At 58.3% G+C, this 18,041-nt stretch carries 18 protein-coding genes and 1 tRNA gene; 11 read left to right on the top strand and 8 right to left on the bottom strand.

The annotated features are described in order from the left end of the window. Window positions 1–49 precede the first annotated feature (49 nt). Entirely contained in the window at window positions 50–169 is a 120-nt protein-coding gene (locus SIB73_RS14360; protein WP_006172424.1) for a photosystem II reaction center protein I, read from the top strand. 112 nt (window positions 170–281) lie between these two features. Then, window positions 282–3,563: a DUF3769 domain-containing protein gene (locus tag SIB73_RS14355; RefSeq protein ID WP_413404066.1), complete on the top strand. Its 3,282-nt coding sequence runs from the start codon at window positions 282–284 to the stop codon at window positions 3,561–3,563. 12 nt (window positions 3,564–3,575) lie between these two features. Here SIB73_RS14355 and SIB73_RS14350 read toward each other — a convergent pair whose 3' ends face one another. The 7 genes from SIB73_RS14350 to SIB73_RS14320 form a co-directional block, all read right to left on the bottom strand. Continuing rightward, a complete protein-coding gene (locus SIB73_RS14350) occupies window positions 3,576–4,046 on the bottom strand; it encodes a pentapeptide repeat-containing protein (protein WP_413404068.1) in 471 nt (156 codons plus the stop codon). An 80-nt stretch (window positions 4,047–4,126) separates the two neighbouring features. Beyond that, window positions 4,127–4,744, bottom strand: coding sequence for a 3-isopropylmalate dehydratase small subunit (locus tag SIB73_RS14345; protein ID WP_413404069.1), 618 nt, complete (start codon window positions 4,742–4,744; stop codon window positions 4,127–4,129). 57 nt (window positions 4,745–4,801) lie between these two features. Then, window positions 4,802–6,205, bottom strand: a complete 1,404-nt coding sequence (leuC, locus tag SIB73_RS14340) for a 3-isopropylmalate dehydratase large subunit (RefSeq protein ID WP_413404071.1) — start codon at window positions 6,203–6,205, stop codon at window positions 4,802–4,804. A 43-nt stretch (window positions 6,206–6,248) separates the two neighbouring features. Beyond that, on the bottom strand, window positions 6,249–7,520 hold the full coding sequence (locus SIB73_RS14335; protein WP_413404073.1) for a competence/damage-inducible protein A: 1,272 nt from the start codon (window positions 7,518–7,520) through the stop codon (window positions 6,249–6,251). Next, entirely contained in the window at window positions 7,513–8,673 is a 1,161-nt protein-coding gene (locus tag SIB73_RS14330) for a glycosyltransferase family 4 protein (protein WP_413404075.1), read from the bottom strand. The genes SIB73_RS14335 and SIB73_RS14330 overlap by 8 nt, the downstream gene beginning before the upstream one ends. Window positions 8,674–8,763: 90 nt before the next feature. Then, window positions 8,764–10,053, bottom strand: coding sequence for a serine hydroxymethyltransferase (glyA, locus tag SIB73_RS14325; protein ID WP_413404076.1), 1,290 nt, complete (start codon window positions 10,051–10,053; stop codon window positions 8,764–8,766). An 89-nt stretch (window positions 10,054–10,142) separates the two neighbouring features. Then, window positions 10,143–10,216: transfer RNA gene (locus SIB73_RS14320), tRNA-Arg, on the bottom strand. Window positions 10,217–10,308: 92 nt separating this feature from the next. Here SIB73_RS14320 and SIB73_RS14315 point away from each other — a divergent pair. Genes SIB73_RS14315 through SIB73_RS14305 form a run of 3 tightly spaced genes read left to right on the top strand, consistent with a single transcriptional unit; the run spans window position 10,309 to window position 11,173 of the window. Next, a complete protein-coding gene (locus SIB73_RS14315) occupies window positions 10,309–10,563 on the top strand; it encodes a hypothetical protein (protein ID WP_413404078.1) in 255 nt (84 codons plus the stop codon). Between the two features lie 30 nt (window positions 10,564–10,593). Then, entirely contained in the window at window positions 10,594–10,884 is a 291-nt protein-coding gene (locus tag SIB73_RS14310; protein WP_413404079.1) for a DUF3181 family protein, read from the top strand. 25 nt (window positions 10,885–10,909) lie between these two features. Then, on the top strand, window positions 10,910–11,173 hold the full coding sequence (locus SIB73_RS14305; RefSeq protein ID WP_413406122.1) for a cytochrome-c oxidase: 264 nt from the start codon (window positions 10,910–10,912) through the stop codon (window positions 11,171–11,173). Here SIB73_RS14305 and murJ read toward each other — a convergent pair. Continuing rightward, window positions 11,160–12,767: a murein biosynthesis integral membrane protein MurJ gene (gene murJ / locus SIB73_RS14300; RefSeq protein WP_413406124.1), complete on the bottom strand. Its 1,608-nt coding sequence runs from the start codon at window positions 12,765–12,767 to the stop codon at window positions 11,160–11,162. The genes SIB73_RS14305 and murJ overlap by 14 nt on opposite strands. 81 nt (window positions 12,768–12,848) lie before the next feature. Between murJ and sfsA the strand changes: the two genes are divergently transcribed. From sfsA to SIB73_RS14270, 6 genes are all read left to right on the top strand, one after another. Continuing rightward, on the top strand, window positions 12,849–13,613 hold the full coding sequence (gene sfsA / locus SIB73_RS14295; RefSeq protein WP_413404081.1) for a DNA/RNA nuclease SfsA: 765 nt from the start codon (window positions 12,849–12,851) through the stop codon (window positions 13,611–13,613). A gap of 95 nt (window positions 13,614–13,708) precedes the next feature. After that, window positions 13,709–15,181, top strand: coding sequence for an ammonium transporter (locus SIB73_RS14290; protein ID WP_413404083.1), 1,473 nt, complete (start codon window positions 13,709–13,711; stop codon window positions 15,179–15,181). A 129-nt stretch (window positions 15,182–15,310) separates the two neighbouring features. Then, window positions 15,311–16,510: a 4-hydroxy-3-methylbut-2-enyl diphosphate reductase gene (locus SIB73_RS14285; protein WP_413404084.1), complete on the top strand. Its 1,200-nt coding sequence runs from the start codon at window positions 15,311–15,313 to the stop codon at window positions 16,508–16,510. A gap of 18 nt (window positions 16,511–16,528) precedes the next feature. Further along, entirely contained in the window at window positions 16,529–17,200 is a 672-nt protein-coding gene (locus SIB73_RS14280) for a DUF1997 domain-containing protein (RefSeq protein WP_413404086.1), read from the top strand. 73 nt (window positions 17,201–17,273) lie between these two features. Further along, entirely contained in the window at window positions 17,274–17,597 is a 324-nt protein-coding gene (locus tag SIB73_RS14275; RefSeq protein WP_413439646.1) for a hypothetical protein, read from the top strand. After that, window positions 17,531–17,947, top strand: a complete 417-nt coding sequence (locus SIB73_RS14270; protein WP_413404088.1) for a hypothetical protein — start codon at window positions 17,531–17,533, stop codon at window positions 17,945–17,947. The genes SIB73_RS14275 and SIB73_RS14270 overlap by 67 nt, the downstream gene beginning before the upstream one ends. Window positions 17,948–18,041 lie beyond the last annotated feature (94 nt).

Raw genomic sequence — 18,041 nt, 5'->3', positions numbered from 1 at the left:
ACCTTGACCCATAAGATGATGGCGCTATTCCAGACGCCGGTCGGTCTCCATGCTCGCCCTCAAGATTTCCGTTTACTCGGTCGTCTTTTTCTTTATCGGGATCTTCGTCTTTGGCTTCCTGGCGAGTGACCCCAGCCGCACCCCCAGTCGCAAAGACCTGGAGGATTGAGCGCAGGCGTGATCTGAACGCATCTCGTTCAGGGGTCACGACGAGCACTGGTCATTCCCGGACTGATGCGGTGGATGCTCGTGTGAGGATCACCGGCCACTCCTGAGCGGATTTGCCGGCTTCCCGTTCTCCCATCACGATCACGGGACTTCTGGCTTTAGCTGCAGTCCTCGGCTCTCCAGCACGATCGGAAGGCAATGAAACTCTGATCGATTTCGGAGTCATTCCTCCAACACTCGTTGAATCATCCGCTGAAGAGAACCGCGGCCTCGAACCATCAGATTTCAAGGCATCAACTGCAGAAAGAACGACAGCCGAGGCACCCAGTCCGCCCGATGCAGAGCAGGATGAACCTTCAAAGCCTGTTCCAGTCGTTCAGCCTCCACCTGAACTGCGCCTGAGGGCTGACCGCCAGGCCTATGACGCAAAGCGTCGGTTGTACGTCGCAGAAGGCAATGTCCGAGCTGCGATCAACGGAGGAGTGCTGCAGGCGGATCGCCTGGAGCTCGACTCGAACTTCAACAGCCTGTTCGCTCGCGGCAGTGTTCGTTATCGCAAGGGCGCACAGTATTTCCAGGCGGGCAGCCTGAGGTTCAGCTTGATCCAGGGCAGCGGCTCGATGGAGGACGTCTACGGCGTTCTTGATCTCGACAGCGCGGCCATTGATTTCAACCCACTGACCAACAATCAAGCAGCCGGATCTGACAGCGCTCCGCCATCAGACCCGGCCGATTCAGAGGATCCAAGCCCAGAAAGGCTGCTGCCTGTGGTCGAAAGTTCCGGCCTCGGATTCCCCACTGCCATCGACGTTGAGCTGGGAGCATTCACGGCCAATCGCATCAGCTCCCAGGGGGATGACGCGGGCCTCTGGAACAGGGACCAGCCGCTGCCGACCGATGAATGGCTGGCTGCAGATACCAGTCAGGCAGACAGCAAAGCCGAAAAAGATATGGCTTGCCCGCCGGCGATCCCAGCCATTCCCGACTGGCATCCGCATCCCTGGGCTGTCACCGCCTGGGGCGGACAGATGATTGATTCCAACTTCGGCGACACCTTCCTGTTCAATGGACGAATGCGTCCCGAGTACCTGCTCGGCGTCAGCATGCAGAAGCGCATCTGGCGAGCCGGGCCTGTGCAGCTGGAGCTGGAGGCTGACCTGTTTGCTCACCAGGCCTATGAACAGCAGGGGGGCCCCTTCAATCAGAGCGTTCCCAATGCGAATACTCCAGCCCAGACCTTCGGAGAAGGCATCCTCGGCATCGGTGCCCGCCTTTGGGTGCAGCCATGGCTCAGCCTCGGCTTTGTTGAAGGGATCAGCTACAACTCGGCTGTCAGCAACTATGAGCGCACCTATCGCGAGAATTACGCGAATCTGCTCAACTACCTTGCTTTCGAGCTTGAAGCAGCAGTATCCCCGGATCTGTCGATGGTGGGTCGCATCCACCACCGTTCCGGAGCATTTGGCACCTACAGCGGAGTGAAAGAAGGCAGCAACGCCTACCTGGTTGGCCTGCGCTACCGATGGGGGCAGGATCAACCTGAACAAGTCAGTCCTGAAGCACCACCACCGCTGGGTTGCCCAGACGCCGAGCGGGCGGCACGAATCCAATCGCAAAGCCTCAGCGAACAACTCGAAGACATTGCGCTTGGCAACCCACTCAAGGAAACGGTGGCGAACTCCGCTGCTGTTGACGATCCCATGGAGTCGTCGACACGAGCCGATGGCACGAAGGTTTCGCTGTCAGAACAGGAAAGACTTCGCCGCAAGGCCATCGCAGCGATCGATCAACGGATCAGCAGTATCCAGCTCCAGCAGAGGCTGGTGATCGAACAGAGCAGAGGTGTGAGTGACAAGGTGCGCAACAGCGAGGTGCTTTCGGCCAATCGCTACGGCGGAGTAAAGCCTTCGCAGCTCAACACGCTCGGCAAGACACAGTTGATCACCGGTGAGATCAGTCGCTGGCGAATTCAGGCGGCCGAGGTCAGGTTCACCCCCGAAGGCTGGACTGCCAGCCGGATGAGCTTCACCAATGATCCCTACACACCGGCTCAGACTCGCATTGATGCGGATGATGTGGTGGCCACGGAACAGGACAACGGGGACATCCTGATCAAGAGCCAACGCAATCGCCTGATCGTTGAGGAGAGGCTGCCCATCCCCGTCTCCAGGACACAGAGAATTCAGAAACAGGAAGAGGTGGTGAACCGCTGGGTGCTGGGCATCGACAACGACGATCGCAGTGGTTTCTTCGTTGGTCGCGAGCTCAAGTCGATCGAACTGGCAGACAACATCAGCCTCGATCTGCAACCCCAGTTCCTGGTTCAGCGAGCCATTGACGGCAGCAACAAAAGCTATGTGGCGCCAGGGGACTCTGTCGACGACTCCAAGACCACACAGAGCAATGCCATCGGGGACCTGTTCGGATTCGAGGCTGAACTCAGTGGTGATGTGCTGGGCTGGAACGCAACGGTGGAAGCCGACATCAGCACCTTGAATCCCAGCAATTTCAGCAACGGCAGCCGGTTCTGGGGCAATATGAATCGCTTCATCAAGCTGCCTCTGGTCGGGGAGGTGGAGACCCGGTTATTTGCCGCCTATCGCTACCGGACCTGGAATGGCTCACTCGGTGAGACAGATGTTTACAGCGCCTACGGCGCCTTCGCCGAGCAGAAGGGCGACTGGCAATGGGGCAAGCTCTTCAACAATTACATCTGGCGTTTCGGCGTCGGAAATTACCAGGCGGAAAGTTTCACAAGCACCAAGTTGATCGACACCCTTCGCGCCAATTTCTACGGGTCACTGAACAGCAGTTATTCCCTCTGGCGCGGAAAGCCCGCAGCGCTCACTCCGGAAGCGGCTTACCGCTACTCGCCGGTAGCCATCGTGCCGGGCCTGACTCTGCGCACCAACATCAACACATCCCTGGCCGCTTTTGGAAACGGCAAAAGCCAGAGCACTGTCAGCCTCACCGGCGGGCCAACACTCACACTCGGCACGTTCAGCAGGCCTTTCCTTGACTACACCCAGCTGTCGATTTCAGGGGGAGGCACCCTCAAACAGGGTGCAAGCCCCTTTGAATTCGACCAGTCTGTGGACCTCGCGACTCTTGGGATCGGTCTCACCCAGCAGCTCGCAGGACCACTTCTTCTCAATGCTGGCATCGGCTTGAATGTGGATCCTGGCTCCGAGTTCTACGGCAATGTGATCAACTCCAACATCGAACTGCGCTGGCAACGCCGCAGCTACGACCTTGGCTTCTATTTCAACCCCTATGAGGGCATCGGCGGCTTCCGGTTCCGCCTTAATGACTTCAACTTCACCGGGACGGGACAACCATTCATCCCCTACACCCCACGAAATCTGCCCAACGAACTTGAAAGGCGACCGTTCTGATCAGAATCTTCCTCAGTTCGGCCCCCCCCCATAGATGAGATGGCTGCCGGTGAGATCTGCACCTGCAAAACGCATGCCATCCGTTCGGACATCCGGCGCGTAGGCATTGATCACCACCGCCCCTCGGAGATCAGCACGACGCAGATCAGTTCCGGAGAGATCGGCATTACTGAGTTCGGCTCCCTGCAGATCAGCGCCGTCGAGTCGGGCACCACTGAGGTCTGCCCCTTCAAGGTTGGCTTCACGCAAATCGGCGTTTCGCAGATCGGCATCACGCAGATCAGCGCCGATCAGATGAGCACCCTGCAAACGAGCGGATCGCAGATCACAGCCGAAGCAGGCACCGCTGATCAGCAATCGCTCCCTGGCAGAACCGTGAGGCTGCACCAGCAATGACTGAACAGGTTCAGCCTTCGCAGCAACAGAAACGAATGCGCTGACAAGGAGGACAGCGGCAAGCGGAACGGGGCGGAACTGTTTCATGGCAGCAGTGCCTCTGTCTCAGTCTTAGACAATCTGGTCGCTGTCTGCCGCGGGCCATTGATCACTTTGCCCTTAACAGCTCAGAAACCGTGCAGATAGGGGAGTGCCGCCATCGTGCGGGTCAGTTCAGCATCCCTCGCCACGAGCTGACCTGTGGCATCCCACTGGCCGGTGCGCAGCATGTCCAGAGACCCTGATGCCAGGGAAATGGTCTGCGACGTTGATCCATCACTGAAGGTGAGGGCCTGGAGATCGAGCGTCCATTCAGCGGTGGCATCCGCCTCCACAGCGTCCTGAAGCATACGGATCTGCTCTGGCGAGGCCGTGGCGCAGGGAATTCCCAAAGCGAGGCAGTTGCCTTGAAAGATTTCGGCATAACTCACACCCAGAACAGCACGGATTCCCCAGCGCATCAGTGCCTGCGGCGCATGTTCACGGCTTGAACCACAGCCGAAGTTGTCATTGACGACCATGATCGACGCTCCCTGATGCTCCGCCTTGTCAAAGGGATGTTCACCTGCCAGTTCCTTGCGGTCATCGGCAAAGGCCTGTTCCCCCAGGGCTTCAAAGCTCACACATTTGAGAAAACGGGCAGGAATGATCCGGTCGGTATCGATGTCATCACCCCGCAGCACAAGTCCACGCCCGGTCACATGGCTGATCGGCCCCTGAGGGAAAGCAATGGTTTCAGACGTCACGGAACAAAGAGCGCGATGAACATGGGCAGTGTCGGGACGGCATCGATTGAAGTGATCTCAGCTCAGCTGACGCACATCGCTGACTCGTCCGGCGATGGCAGCTGCCGCAACCATCGCCGGACTCATCAACAGGGTCCGACCACTGGCAGAACCCTGACGACCCTTGAAATTGCGGTTGCTTGAACTGGCACTGATCTGACTGCCTTCGAGACGGTCAGGGTTCATGGCCAGACACATCGAACAGCCAGGCTCCCGCCATTCAAAGCCTGCCTCACGAAAGACCTGATCGAGCCCTTCCTTGATCGCGGCACGAGCCACCTGTTCCGAGCCGGGCACCACAAAAGCCTTGATGCCTTCAGCAACGTGCCGACCGCGAGCCACAGCAGCCGCGGCCTGAAGATCACTGAGACGACCATTGGTGCAACTGCCGATGAAACAGACATCAATGGGCACACCTTCAATGGGCTGACCGGGAGCCAGATCCATGTAGCGATAGGCCTCTTCTGCGATCGGGCGGTCCGCGGGATCAAGCTGCTCGGAAATCGGTACGCGTTCATCGACCCCGATGCCCTGTCCAGGTGTGATCCCCCAGGTCACCGTGGGCGCAATGGACGCAGCATCGAAGCGAATCTCGTCATCGAAAATCGCGTCATCATTCGATGCGAGTGAACGCCACCAGGCGACTGCACGATCCCAGGTCTCCGAATCTGGCGCCTCGGCGCGACCCTTCAGATAATCAAAGGTGATCTGGTCAGGATTCACGTATCCGCAGCGTGCACCTCCCTCAATCGCCATGTTGCAGAGGGTCATCCGCTCTTCCATGGAAAGAACCTCAATCGCAGGCCCTGCGAATTCATAGGCATAGCCAACACCGGCCTTCACTCCGAGCGTGCGAATCACATGCAGGATCAGATCCTTGGCGAAGACGCCATCAGTGAGTCGGTTCTCCACCCAGATGCGGCGTACTTTCAGCTTGCTCATGGCCAGGCTCTGGCTGGCAAGCACATCCCGCACCTGGCTCGTGCCGATGCCGAAGGCGATGGCCCCGAATGCTCCATGGGTGGAGGTATGGGAATCCCCGCAGGCAACCGTCATCCCCGGCTGGGTCAATCCCAGTTCGGGTGCGATCACATGCACGATTCCCTGACGGCCACTGCCCAATCCATTGAGGGTGATGCCATGCCGGGCGCAATTGCGCTCGAGGGTGCTGAGCATCTCCTCAGCCAGCGGATCAGAAAACGGACGTGCCTGACTGATGGTGGGAACGATGTGATCAACCGTGGCGACGGTTCGTTCAGGACAGCGAACCGAAAGACCCTTGTCATGCAGAGCAGCAAAGGCCTGAGGACTGGTGACTTCGTGAATCAGATGCAGACCGATGAACAGCTGTGTGGCACCTCCGGGGAGATCCGCGACGCAATGCAGATCCCAGACCTTGTCGTAAAGGGTTCCGCTGCTCATGCGATGTCAGCCGTCAACAGTCAACCCTAATGGCCGATATCCATCAGCCAGCCTCCATCAGACGTAACCGCAATCGATTGAGAGCCTCTCCCGCACTCACCATCCGGATCCAGTCCCGTCCGCGCGTTGCACCCAGGCGAACAGGCTGACTTGAACAACCATCCGGGCCTGCGACGGCGATATGCACCAGCCCAACTGGCTTCTCCTCTGTGCCGCCCCCCGGGCCGGCAATACCGGTGATCGCCATCGACCAATCACTGCCTGTGAGGCGTCGTACACCCTCGGCCATGGCCTGAGCCACAGGATCACTGACGGCTCCGAACTGTTCCAGTGACGCTGGAGCAATGCCGAGGAGCGTTTCCTTGATGGCATTGGAATAGGCGATCACACCCCCCAGCAGAACATCAGAAGATCCCGGTATGGCCGTGAGTTCGGCACCAAGCCCACCGCCGGTGCAGGATTCCGCAACCGAAAGAGTTTGTTGCCGTTGGCGCAGCTGTTCAAGGACCACACAAGCCAAAGACTGATCATCACAACCAAAGCAGAGCTTGCCGGTGCGCTGGCGCAGTACAGCTTCGGTGTCATCCAGCAATCGCAGAGCATCCGCTTCCTCCGTGGCATGCGCCGTCACGCGCAGCTTGACCTCACCATGCCCCGCGTAGGGAGCCACCGTGGGATTGGCCTGATCCAGCAGATCGTGAAGCTGTTCCGCCAGGGTGGATTCACCGATTCCCCAGAAACGCAGCAATCGACTGCTGAACACACCTTTCGAGAGACCGGACTTATGGAACCAGGGGACCGCGGTCTCCTGCCACATGCTTCGCATCTCGCTGGGGACGCCTGGAAATGTAAGCACAGTGAATTGCTCTTTCGGAGACCAGATCATTCCCGGAGCAGTTCCGGTCCTGTTGGGAAGCACCTCTGCACCGAGCGGCAGTAATGCCTGACGTCGTGTCTCGGCGCCGGGCTCACGACCACGACTGCGTGCTTTGGCCGTGATGTCGTCCCAGACCTCAGGGCGCTCCACCAGTGGTGTTGAGAAAGCAGCTGCTATCGCCTCCGTGGTGAGATCATCCGGTGTCGGCCCGAGGCCACCGGTGGTGATCAGCACCCGAGAACGGCGTGAGATCGCATGCACCTCGGCAATCAAACGCTCCCGGTTATCTCCTACCACGGTCTGGCGGAAGTGGGGCAATCCAAGAGCCGCCAGTTGCTCTGACAGCCAGCGGGCATTGCCGTTGACGATATTGCCGAGCAACAGCTCAGTGCCGATACAGAGAACCTCCACCCCTGAGGGTGGGGACAGCTCAGCCACGGGACTCAGGACAGCAAGACTGAGCGCGCTCATCGCGAGTGTCTTGAACGTCCTTGTCTGAATCTGACGTTTCGAAGAAAATTTCACTCTGCCGGTGGCGCTGCATCGCCATAACGGTTCCAACAAGAATCGCCGTGGCCAACGCCAGCCAGAGAAATCTCATTTCAACATTGGCGACAACCATGGCGATGGATGCCAACCACTGGGTGAACACGTAGATCAGAAGAACGGTTCTTCTGTGACTGAACCCTGCACGCAGCAGACGGTGATGAAGATGGCGGCGATCGGGATAAAAAGGAGAGCGCCCTGAGCGCAGGCGGCCCATGATGACCGCCGACATGTCGGCAAGAGGCAGAGAGAGGATCAGCAGTGGCAAGAGCAGGCTCACCGTGGTGATGCCCTTTGCGGGCCCAACAATGCTGATCGCAGCGAGGCTGAAGCCAAGAAAATAGGAGCCGCCGTCGCCCATGAAAATGCGGGCGGGATTGAAGTTGTGTCTCAGAAATCCCAAACAGCAGCCCGCCAGGGAGGCGGCCAGGAAGGCTGCCGCCACCTGATGCAGGGAAAAGCTGACCGACACGAGACCGATCGCCGCGATACCGGCAACACCAGCTGCCAGCCCATCAAGTCCATCCAGCCAGTTGATGGCATTGGTGATGCCGACAAGCCAGACCACTGTGGCCAGCAGGCTGATGACATCAGGAAGGATCAATGCATCAGCGCTGCTGGACAGCCAGGGGAGGTCAATCGCACCGATCTGAACCCCCTGAGACCAGACCACCACCGCCACAGCCACCTGACCAGCCAGTCTCGGCCAGGGGGACAGTGAAAAAAGGTCATCAGCCAGACCGATCACAAAAAAGCAAAGCGATCCAGCAAGGGTTGTCCAGATCAGCTGATCCCGGGCCGGAGTCAACATCCCGAACCCGCCAAGAAGCCAGGTGAGACCAAGCGCAAGACAAAATCCCAGCACCATGGCAATGCCGCCGAGGCGGACCATTGGCACGTTGTGCTGCTTACGGGCGTCGGGAGTGTCGGTGAAACCGTGTCTGAGTCCGAGACGCCTCACCACCGGCGCAATCACTGTGGTGATCAACGTCGAAGTGACGAAGATCCCTACAGCAACAGCGAGGGGAGTGCTCGCGAGAGTCAAGCAAAACTCCGGAGGTGGCGACCCATTGAAAGTCGTAACCCCTTAATCCTAGGCAGACCTCTGTAGGGGATCCAGTGGACCGTGGACCAGTCAGGCAAGCGCCGGCTCAGGAGCGCTTGCGTACAGAGGAAAACGACGGCAAAGGCTGGCAACCCTCTCAAGGCAACGTGCCTGAATGGCGTCATCCTCAGGATTCAGCAAGCGGTCAGCGATCACATCCGCGACTTCGCGGAAGGCCATCGCATCGAAACCACGAGTGGTGAGCGCTGCCGTACCCAGACGCAGGCCACTGGTGACGAAAGGCGATTCCGGATCGAACGGAACGGTGTTCTTGTTGGCGGTGATGTGCACATCGCTCACCAGGAGATCCGCGACTTTTCCGGTCATGCCGATTCCCCTGAGATCAAGAAGAACCACATGATTCTCGGTGCCACCGCTCACCACATCGATGCCCCGCTCCATCAGCCGCTCCGCCAGAGCGGAAGCATTTGCCACCACCTGCTGGCTGTAGGACTTGAAGGAGGGTTGCAGCGCCTCTCCGAAAGCCACTGCCTTGGCAGCGATCACATGCTCAAGTGGACCACCCTGACTTCCGGGGAACACAGCCTTGTCAAATTTTTTGGCGAACTCAGCATCACGGCAGAGAATCAGGCCGCCCCGGGGGCCGCGCAAGGTTTTGTGGGTGGTTGTCGTGACAACATCACAATGTGGGACAGGGCTGGGATGCACACCCGCAGCCACAAGACCGGCAATGTGAGCCATATCCGCGAGCAGATAGGCACCAACCTCATCGGCGATCGCGCGGAACGCTGCGAAATCGATGATGCGGGGATAGGCGGAGTACCCACAGACAATCAGTTTCGGCTTGTGCTCTAGGGCCAGGGTGCGAATCGCCTCCATATCCAGACGTTGCGTGGCCTTGTCAACGCCGTACTGAACGACGTTGAACCACTTGCCGCTGACGTTGACCGGTGAACCATGGGTGAGGTGACCTCCATGGGACAGGTCAAGACCCATGATCGTGTCGCCGGGTTGCAGCAACGCCAGAAACACGGCGAAGTTGGCCTGAGCTCCGCTGTGGGGCTGCACGTTGGCCCAGGCTGCACCGAACAACTGCTTGGCGCGCTCGATCGCCAGCTCTTCGATCGCATCGACGTGCTCGCAACCGCCGTAATAGCGCTTGCTGGGTAGCCCTTCGGCGTACTTGTTGGTCAGCACGGAGCCCTGAGCGTCCATTACCGCCCGTGAAGCAAAGTTCTCTGAGGCAATCAGCTCAAGGTGGGTCTCCTGGCGCTTCTGCTCCTGGTCAATCAGAGCGGCAATGGCCGGATCTGATGATGCCAGAGCGGCATTGATCGGGGCCGAAGCGAAATCCGCCATGCGTCGCAAATGTTCTGTGCATGAATCGTAAGCAAGGAGGCTGGCTGTGAGGAAAGCAAAAAAAAACTGCCCTGAGGCAGTTTCCCAAACGCGCCTGGAGAGATTCGAACTCCCGACCCTCTGATCCGTAGTCAGATGCTCTAATCCGCTGAGCTACAAGCGCTTGCGTCACACCATCTGACCCCACGAAGGTGCCGTTCGTCAACTGGGGCACATCCGCGCGCCAGAATCGTTGCACTGCAACGACACTTCCCAATGCCCATCCGCTGGTACGGCAACGGTGACAACACGGATCCCAGGTACCGGCATTACAGCCGGATTGTGAATTTCACACTGCATGCGGGGGCTTTCGTCGCAGTCAGCAGCGGCCTGTGGTTTGTCCAGTCGATGCGGCATCCCTGGAATCACCTGGGTCTCTTCACCGAAATCTGGATTGCCGCACTCTTGGTTCACTTCACCGTGGTTCTGAAACAACGGCCCATTGAGGACGCAGACAGCCGTGAATCCTGAAGCCACGATGGTTCCAGACTTCCTCTCACCATGACTCTGGATGCGGCAGATCTGAAAGACCTCACGGCAGCACTGAGTGACCGGCTCTATCTCCAGGTGTCCGGATGGCATCTTTACCTCGGCGATGCAGGGCTGGCCGAGACGCTGGCCATTGAATGCAGTGCTCTGCTCGACCAGGGACCAGCCGTCTGCGCACGACGGGCACTGGAAGCAGTTCAGGTCCCGATCGGTGCAGGCAGCAGCCGGCTACCGCTTTCCCGCTTGTTGCCATCCTCTCAACTTTCCGAACTGGAGCAGATTCTCGAGGACCACTGCCGATAAGGTTGCTGACCTTCAGGGAGTGCGCGTGCTGATCATTGAGGTCACCAATGCCCGAGAGGTGGTTCGTCAGCGCCTCGGTCGCCTGGGCGAGCGGCTGATCGGCAAGGTGGTCGATCCCGAAGCACAGGTGGAAAAGGCTCTGATCCAGGAGATCGACTCGGCTTTCCGGGAATTTGGGATCGAGGCGAGGATCCTGTCCGTGCAAGGTCCTCAGCTGGTCGGACGCCAGAATCTCGAGCTGCCGATTCAGGTGCGTGAAGAGCGTGAGGTTCGGCTCAACGACGTCTGAATCGTCGAGTGATGCCGGCGGTGAGCTCGCTGACTTCAGGAACGGACATCGCCTGAGCGCAGAGCGCGAATACCAGAATTCCCAATGCACCGGGGAGGGCCACCTGGAAAGCTCGTCCGGTGAAATCTGCAGGCCAGGCGACACCAACACTGAGTGACCAGGCCACAAGCCCTGCAGCAGCTGCAGCAAGGGTGAGCTTGAGCGAATCGATGCCCCAGTCACGCAGAGGCAATTCACCCAGTCGCTGCTGCAGAGCCAACAGCAGAGCAAAGCAGGTCAGAAGGTTGATCAGAACTGTCGCCAGCACCAGCCCGGGCGCCCCGAGATTGATCGGGAGCTGAGGTCCCCAGGGAGAAGGACCGCCCACCAGTGCCCAGTCAAAGATCACATTGAGGCCGATCCCTGCCATGGAGAGCCTGAAGGGAGTGGTTCCATCGCCAAGGGCATAAAAAACACGCACAAGAACATCCCGGCCGAGGTAGGCGGGCATGCCGACCCCATAGGCCATCAACAGGCCAGTCACAAGCTGCACGGCCTGTTCATCAAAAGCGCCGCGTTCATAGACAAGGGCAACGATGGGGGTCGACAGCGCAAGGAACAAGGCGCCCAACGGCAGCATTGACGCGGTGGACAGCATCAGGCCCTGTCTGATCCTGGCGATCAGCGGCAGCCGATCCTCGGGAGCCGTCAGACGAGAGAACGTCGGCAGCAAAGGCACCAGCAGAGCATTGGAGATCAGACCCAGGGGCGTCTGAACCAACAGATTTGAGTAGCTCAGACCAGCCGCGGCACCGAGGATGCCTGATGCAAAAAACATGTCGGTGAACACATTGATCTGCAGCATTCCCGACGACAGAGTTGCGGGTCCCATCACGCGCCAGACCTCGCGGACGCCGGGATGTCTCCAGTCCCAGGAAAGACGCAGGCGAGCCATTCCCTGACGAGCCAGGGCAGGCAGCTGCAGCAACCACTGCAGTAGAGCTCCCACAAGTGTCGAGAGCGCCAGGACAACTCCCCCCCAGAGAGCGTTGACGGGCAGGGCAATTGCAGCTCCGAGCTGCCACCAGAGCAAACCGACCCCAAGCACGAGAGCCACGCTCGACATCAGAGGCGAAATTGCAGGAATCCAGAACTCATCAGCGGCATTCAGCGATCCGAAGCCAAGCCCGATCAACCCGGCCAGCAGTGCCATGGGAGCCATCACCTGCAGCTGCGCAACCGCAATGCGGTGGAGCTCCGGCGTCAGTCCAGGGCCCACGAGTGTGATCAAGGGGTCGGCGGCCCACACCAAAACCGCTGTGACCACAAGCAGCAAGGCGCTCACGGTGGTGTTGAGGGTGGCCAGGATGTGGGCGCCTTCATCACGAGGCCGGCGGCTGAGCACACTGACCATGGCGCTGTGAAAGGGCCCGTTGATCCCTCCCAGCAGAATCAGCAGAAAACCGGGAAGGATGTAGGCGTAGTTGTAGGCGTCATAGGCCGCACCAACTCCAAACGCCGCAGCGATCACAAGCTGACGGATCAGACCGCCGGCTTTGCTGAGCAAGGTGCCATAGGTGACCACCAGAGCGATGCGCTTGAGAGATCTCCCCATCGATGCCTGCTGAATCATGCCGTCAATGGCCGAGATCCTCGGTCCATCGCCAGGCACCATGGCGCCAGCCAGCCCGCCTCCATGACCGGCACCCCTCTGCTTGAGTTCACTCCCCTGACGGAAGGAGTGCTGATCAAGCGCTACAAGCGCTTTCTTGCCGATGTGGAACTCAAGGACGGCTCAGTGGTGACAGCGCACTGTGCCAACACAGGGCCGATGACAGGAGTGCTCCACCCTGGAGGTCGGGTGAGGATGCGCTACTCGCCCTCCCCGAAACGCAAGCTGGCATGGACCTGGGAACAGGCTGAAGTTCCGAGCTCCCGTGGCGGCTTCTGCTGGGTTGGAATCAACACATCCCTTCCGAACAGGCTGATCCGAGCCGCCATCGAAGCCGGGTGCCTTGTCGACAGCCTTGGACCGGTCGCTGGGATCCGAGGCGAGGTGCCCTACGGCGAAAAACGACGCAGCCGGATCGATCTGCTGCTGACGCCCGAGGAGAAGGCCCCTGACCAGCGCCCGATTTATCTCGAGGTGAAAAACACCACGTGGTGCGACGGACCGCTCGCATTGTTCCCCGACACAGTGACCGAGCGGGGACAGAAACATCTGCAGGAACTGATGCATGTGCTGCCTGATGCCCGTGGAGTCCTGGTGCCATGCCTGAGCCGCCCCGACCTGTCGACCTTCGCCCCAGGAGACAGCGCTGATCCGCGCTACGGGGAGCTGTTTCGCCAGGCCTTGCAGGCTGGCGTCGAAGTCGTCCCCTGTGCCTTCAGCTTCGAGATCGACCGGATCCTGTGGGAAGGCCAGAGGCCTGTCCAGTCCAGCCAATCAGCGATTCGGTAGCAACGGCGACTCAGAAAGTGTTCACCATTGAGCAATTTGTCCAGGTCTGACGGTCCTTATCAAGGCTGTCCGAACTGCAGTTTCGCTTTCTTTCCATGACAACTGCTCTGCATCCGCCATCGCGGCGGCGCAAAGCGCGCCTCCAAGAGGCAAGCCTGATCGAAGGTCCAATGCTTCTCCTTCAGAGCATTCGGGGCTTCAAATCCAACCGCGCGATGCTGTGGTTGGCCTGTGCGCCCTTAGCCCTCTTTGGCTTAGGTGTTTTCAACCTTTCTGCCCATGCCCAGGAACTGCCTGAACTGAATGCAGCGTTCCTGGCCAACAACCTCTGGCTTCTGGTCGCGACCATCCTCGTGATTTTCATGAATGCCGGCTTCGCCATGGTCGAAGCAGGGATGTGTCGGCAAAAGAATGCGGTCAATATCCTGGCCAAAAATCTGTTTGTGTTCGCACTTGCGGTGACGGCCTACTGGTTCATCGGTTATTCGCTCATGTATGGCGATTCGGTGATTGATGGCTGGCTTTACTTCAAAGGTCTGTTTTTTGATCCTGCAGTCACTGCTGAAACCATCAGCGAAGGAGGCCTCGTCCCCACCGTCGACTTCCTCTTCCAGGCAGCCTTTGCAGGAACCGCGGCAACGATCGTTTCCGGACTGGTCGCCGAGCGCGTCAAATTCGGGGAGTTCGTCGTTTTCTCCCTGATTCTGACTGCATTCATCTATCCGATTTCTGGAAGCTGGGAATGGAACGGTGGCTGGCTGAACAACGTTGGAAACAAAGAATTCATTGATTTCGCCGGATCCTCCATTGTTCACTCGGTCGGTGCCTGGGCCGGCCTGGTTGGAGCCATGCTGCTCGGACCCAGAATCGGCAAATACGTGAACGGTCGCACTCAGGCTGTTCCTGGCCACAACATGGCGATCGCCACCCTCGGAGCTCTGATCCTCTGGATCGGCTGGTACGGCTTCAACCCTGGCTCCCAGCTGGCCATGGACCAATGGGTTCCCTATGTGGCCGTAACGACAACGCTCGCAGCAGCTGGTGGAGCCATTGGCGCGACGGTCATCTCCACGATGACGTCTGGCAAACCAGATCTGACGATGATCATCAACGGCATTCTTGCCGGACTGGTCAGCATCACCGCTGGCTGCGGCAATCTCACCCTTGTGGGTTCCTGGGTTGCTGGCCTGATCGGAGGAGTGATTGTCGTCTTCTCCGTTGCAGCACTGGACGCAGCGGGAATCGACGATCCTGTCGGCGCCTTCTCAGTCCACGGAGTTTGCGGGGTCTGGGGAACACTGGTTGTCGGTCTCTGGGGTTTTGACATCCAGGGCGATGGTTCTCCGCTTGGCCTGTTCGTCGGCGGTGGCATTGAGCAGCTGGGCATCCAGGCCCTGGGCTGTGCCGCCTATGCCATCTGGGCTCTGGTGACCTGCTGGATCGCCTGGAGCGTGATCGGTGCCCTGTTCGGCGGCATCCGCGTCACCGAAGAAGAGGAAATCAATGGCCTCGACATCGGTGAACACGGCATGGAGGCTTATCCCGATTTCGCCTCTGCCGGCAACTGAAGTTCCAGCAGGAACGCTGAACCCCGGTCTCTGCCGACCGGGGTTTTTTGTTGGTTTGGCCTGTACGGACATCGGCAAGAGACAGCTTCCTCCCACAGCCCATAGAGTCGTCCCACTGCCGCAGCGGCCATGGATACCCACGCCTTCAAGCGCTCCCTTCACAATTCCGACCGCTACAACCGCCGTGGCTTCGGGCGCGCTGAAGAAGTTGCTGGGAGCCTGGAACAGGCTTACCAGAGCGGTCTGATCGGATCAATCCGTGAAAATGGTTACCAGCTCAGCCACGGACGCCTGAACGTTCGACTGGCTGAGGCCTTCGGTTTCTGCTGGGGAGTGGAACGCGCCGTTGCCATGGCTTACGAGACGCGCAAGCACTATCCAAGCGAGCGGCTGTGGATCACCAATGAGATCATCCACAACCCTTCTGTAAATGATCATCTTCGCAAGATGAATGTCCATTTCATCCCTGTGGATCAGGGGGTGAAGGACTTTTCAGGTGTGGAGTACGGCGATGTGGTGATTCTTCCTGCCTTCGGAGCCACCGTGCAGGAAATGCAATTGCTCAACGAGCGTGGCTGCCACATCGTTGACACCACATGTCCCTGGGTTTCCAAGGTTTGGAACACCGTGGAAAAGCATAAGAAGCATGTTTTCACCTCGATTATTCACGGGAAGGTGAAGCACGAGGAAACTCTCGCCACCAGTTCCTTTGCCGGAACGTATCTTGTGCTGCTTGATCTTGAAGAGGCACAGTTCGTCGCTGATTACATCCTTGGGAAAGGAGATCGGGACAGCTTCATGGCTCGTTTTGCCAATGCCTGTTCACCCGGCTTTGACCCGGATCGTGACCTGGAGAGGGTTGGTGTCGCCAATCAGACCACCATGCTCAAAAGCGAAACGGAGGAAATCGGCCGACTGTTCGAACGCACGATGCTCAGCAAGTTCGGACCATTGCAGCTGAACGAACACTTTCTGGCCTTCAACACCATCTGCGATGCCACCCAGGAGAGACAGGACGCGATGTTCTCCCTGGTCGACGAACCCCTTGATCTCATGGTCGTGATCGGTGGATACAACTCCTCCAACACCACCCACCTTCAGGAAATTGCCATCAGTCGAGGCATCCGCTCATTCCACATCGATACGCCGGAGCGGATCAGTGAGGACAACAGCATCGAGCACAAACCCCTCGGAGAAGGATTAACGCGTGACACAGACTTTTTACCGAGTGGACCGATCACGGTTGGCATCACGTCCGGAGCTTCTACTCCAGATCGGGTGGTGGAACACGTGATCCAGCGCATGATCGCCATCAGCGACGCAGATTGATCGCCACGAAGTTTTAAATTGATAGATAACAGCACCTCCCCTGATCGGGGCTCGTCAGTTCTGCTCTTGTCGAGACCATCCGACGAAGCCCTGCGCCATCAAGAGGACGTTGATCCACATGTGCGTTGCTACCGCAGTCACTTCAGTGACCGCATGGAAATGAGGGCGGATCCTTCCACGATTTCAACCTATTTGGACCAACACCAGGGGTGGTTTTGCAGATGTGCGGCACCCATGGATGTCGAAGCTCTCGATCCCCAGGCCTATGCACTGACACTCGGACGATTTGGAAATTTCGGATTCGAAGTGGAACCAACCATCGGCCTCCGACTGCTGCCACGCCAGGAGAGGAGCTACGCCATCGAGACGGTCGCTCTTCCAGACCATGATCCTGCTCTAGCCAAGTTGTATGACGTTGATTTCCAGGCCAATCTGAATCTTGTTGACCTCCCTGAAAACACCAAGGAGCATGAGCTGACCTGGGTCAGCTGGACTCTTGATCTAACGATCTGGATCGCACTTCCACGGGTGATCACCATGCTTCCCGATGGCTTGGTTCAGTCCAGTGGCGACCACCTTCTCCGCCAGATCGTGCGACAGATTTCACGCAGACTGACGTGGAAAGTTCAGGAAGATTTCCATGCAACCCATGAACTGAGCTGCCCTCCTCGGCGAAGAGCAGCGTTCTGACAGTTGCCCGAAGATCAGAAGCAATGTCAATAATCACAGCTTGCGCTGGAGATTTAACCCCTCCAGATCGGACTTGCCACTTGCCTCAAAACTGAACAAGAAACATTCCGAATCAACACATCAAGTCAATTCCATCGTTCATAAAAAACAACCTACCCGTCCATATCATCAGGCGAGAGATTCATCACAGCAGCAAGTACTTGAGCAAGAAAAGAGCCACACAACAACGCTCAAGATCAATCATGAAATCAACCAACTCATCCCATCAGATTTGTTGCAAATCATGAAAATGGTGGTGTGTTATGTTTGCTTTTTATCGCCTATTCCGCCATGGCATTGTCAGGGTTCGAGATCGCAGTGGGCGGCATCACTTCCATTCCAGTGCTGGGCGGCCTGATCTTTCTCGGATACAAAGCCTTCGGCGAGAAGAATCTTGACACCTCCAAGCTGAAACCCAAAAAACCGGCAGCTGCAGAGAAGAAACCCGCTGCTGCCGCAGGCAAAAAGCCCGCTCCGGCCGCTGACAAAAAGCCGGCTCCCGCTGCTGACAAGAAACCCGCTCCGGCCGCAGGCAAAAAGCCGGCTCCCGCTGCTGATAAGAAAGCCGCTCCGGCCGCTGACAAAAAGCCGGCTCCCGCTGCTGATAAGAAAGCCGCTCCGGCCGCTGACAAAAAGCCAGCTCCCGCTGCTGATAAGAAAGCCGCTCCGGCCGCTGACAAAAAGCCGGCTCCCGCTGCTGACGAATAAATTGATTCCAAGTCATTCTTGGCGAGCCCACCAAGGGACCAATTGTCCAAAAAAATTATTTTTAGAGCCTATTGCTAGAATAAAAAAATTACAA

Source organism: Synechococcus sp. MIT S9509, from assembly GCF_047303035.1.
GTDB lineage: Bacteria > Cyanobacteriota > Cyanobacteriia > PCC-6307 > Cyanobiaceae > Synechococcus_C.
The sequence above is the reverse complement of the archived record's forward strand: the minus strand, read 5'-3'. Positions and strand labels throughout refer to the sequence as shown.

Bases quoted from the DNA above. Each gene is read 5' to 3' on its own strand.
- SIB73_RS14360 (WP_006172424.1), top strand. From the start codon at position 50: ATGCTCGCCCTCAAGATTTCCGTTTACTCGGTCGTCTTTTTCTTTATC.
- SIB73_RS14350 (WP_413404068.1), bottom strand. From the start codon at position 4,046: ATGAAACAGTTCCGCCCCGTTCCGCTTGCCGCTGTCCTCCTTGTCAGC.
- leuC (WP_413404071.1), bottom strand. From the start codon at position 6,205: ATGAGCAGCGGAACCCTTTACGACAAGGTCTGGGATCTGCATTGCGTC.
- glyA (WP_413404076.1), bottom strand. From the start codon at position 10,053: ATGGCGGATTTCGCTTCGGCCCCGATCAATGCCGCTCTGGCATCATCA.
- SIB73_RS14315 (WP_413404078.1), top strand. From the start codon at position 10,309: ATGCCCATCCGCTGGTACGGCAACGGTGACAACACGGATCCCAGGTAC.
- SIB73_RS14310 (WP_413404079.1), top strand. From the start codon at position 10,594: ATGACTCTGGATGCGGCAGATCTGAAAGACCTCACGGCAGCACTGAGT.
- murJ (WP_413406124.1), bottom strand. From the start codon at position 12,767: ATGGGGAGATCTCTCAAGCGCATCGCTCTGGTGGTCACCTATGGCACC.
- sfsA (WP_413404081.1), top strand. From the start codon at position 12,849: ATGACCGGCACCCCTCTGCTTGAGTTCACTCCCCTGACGGAAGGAGTG.
- SIB73_RS14290 (WP_413404083.1), top strand. From the start codon at position 13,709: ATGACAACTGCTCTGCATCCGCCATCGCGGCGGCGCAAAGCGCGCCTC.
- SIB73_RS14285 (WP_413404084.1), top strand. From the start codon at position 15,311: ATGGATACCCACGCCTTCAAGCGCTCCCTTCACAATTCCGACCGCTAC.
- SIB73_RS14270 (WP_413404088.1), top strand. From the start codon at position 17,531: ATGGCATTGTCAGGGTTCGAGATCGCAGTGGGCGGCATCACTTCCATT.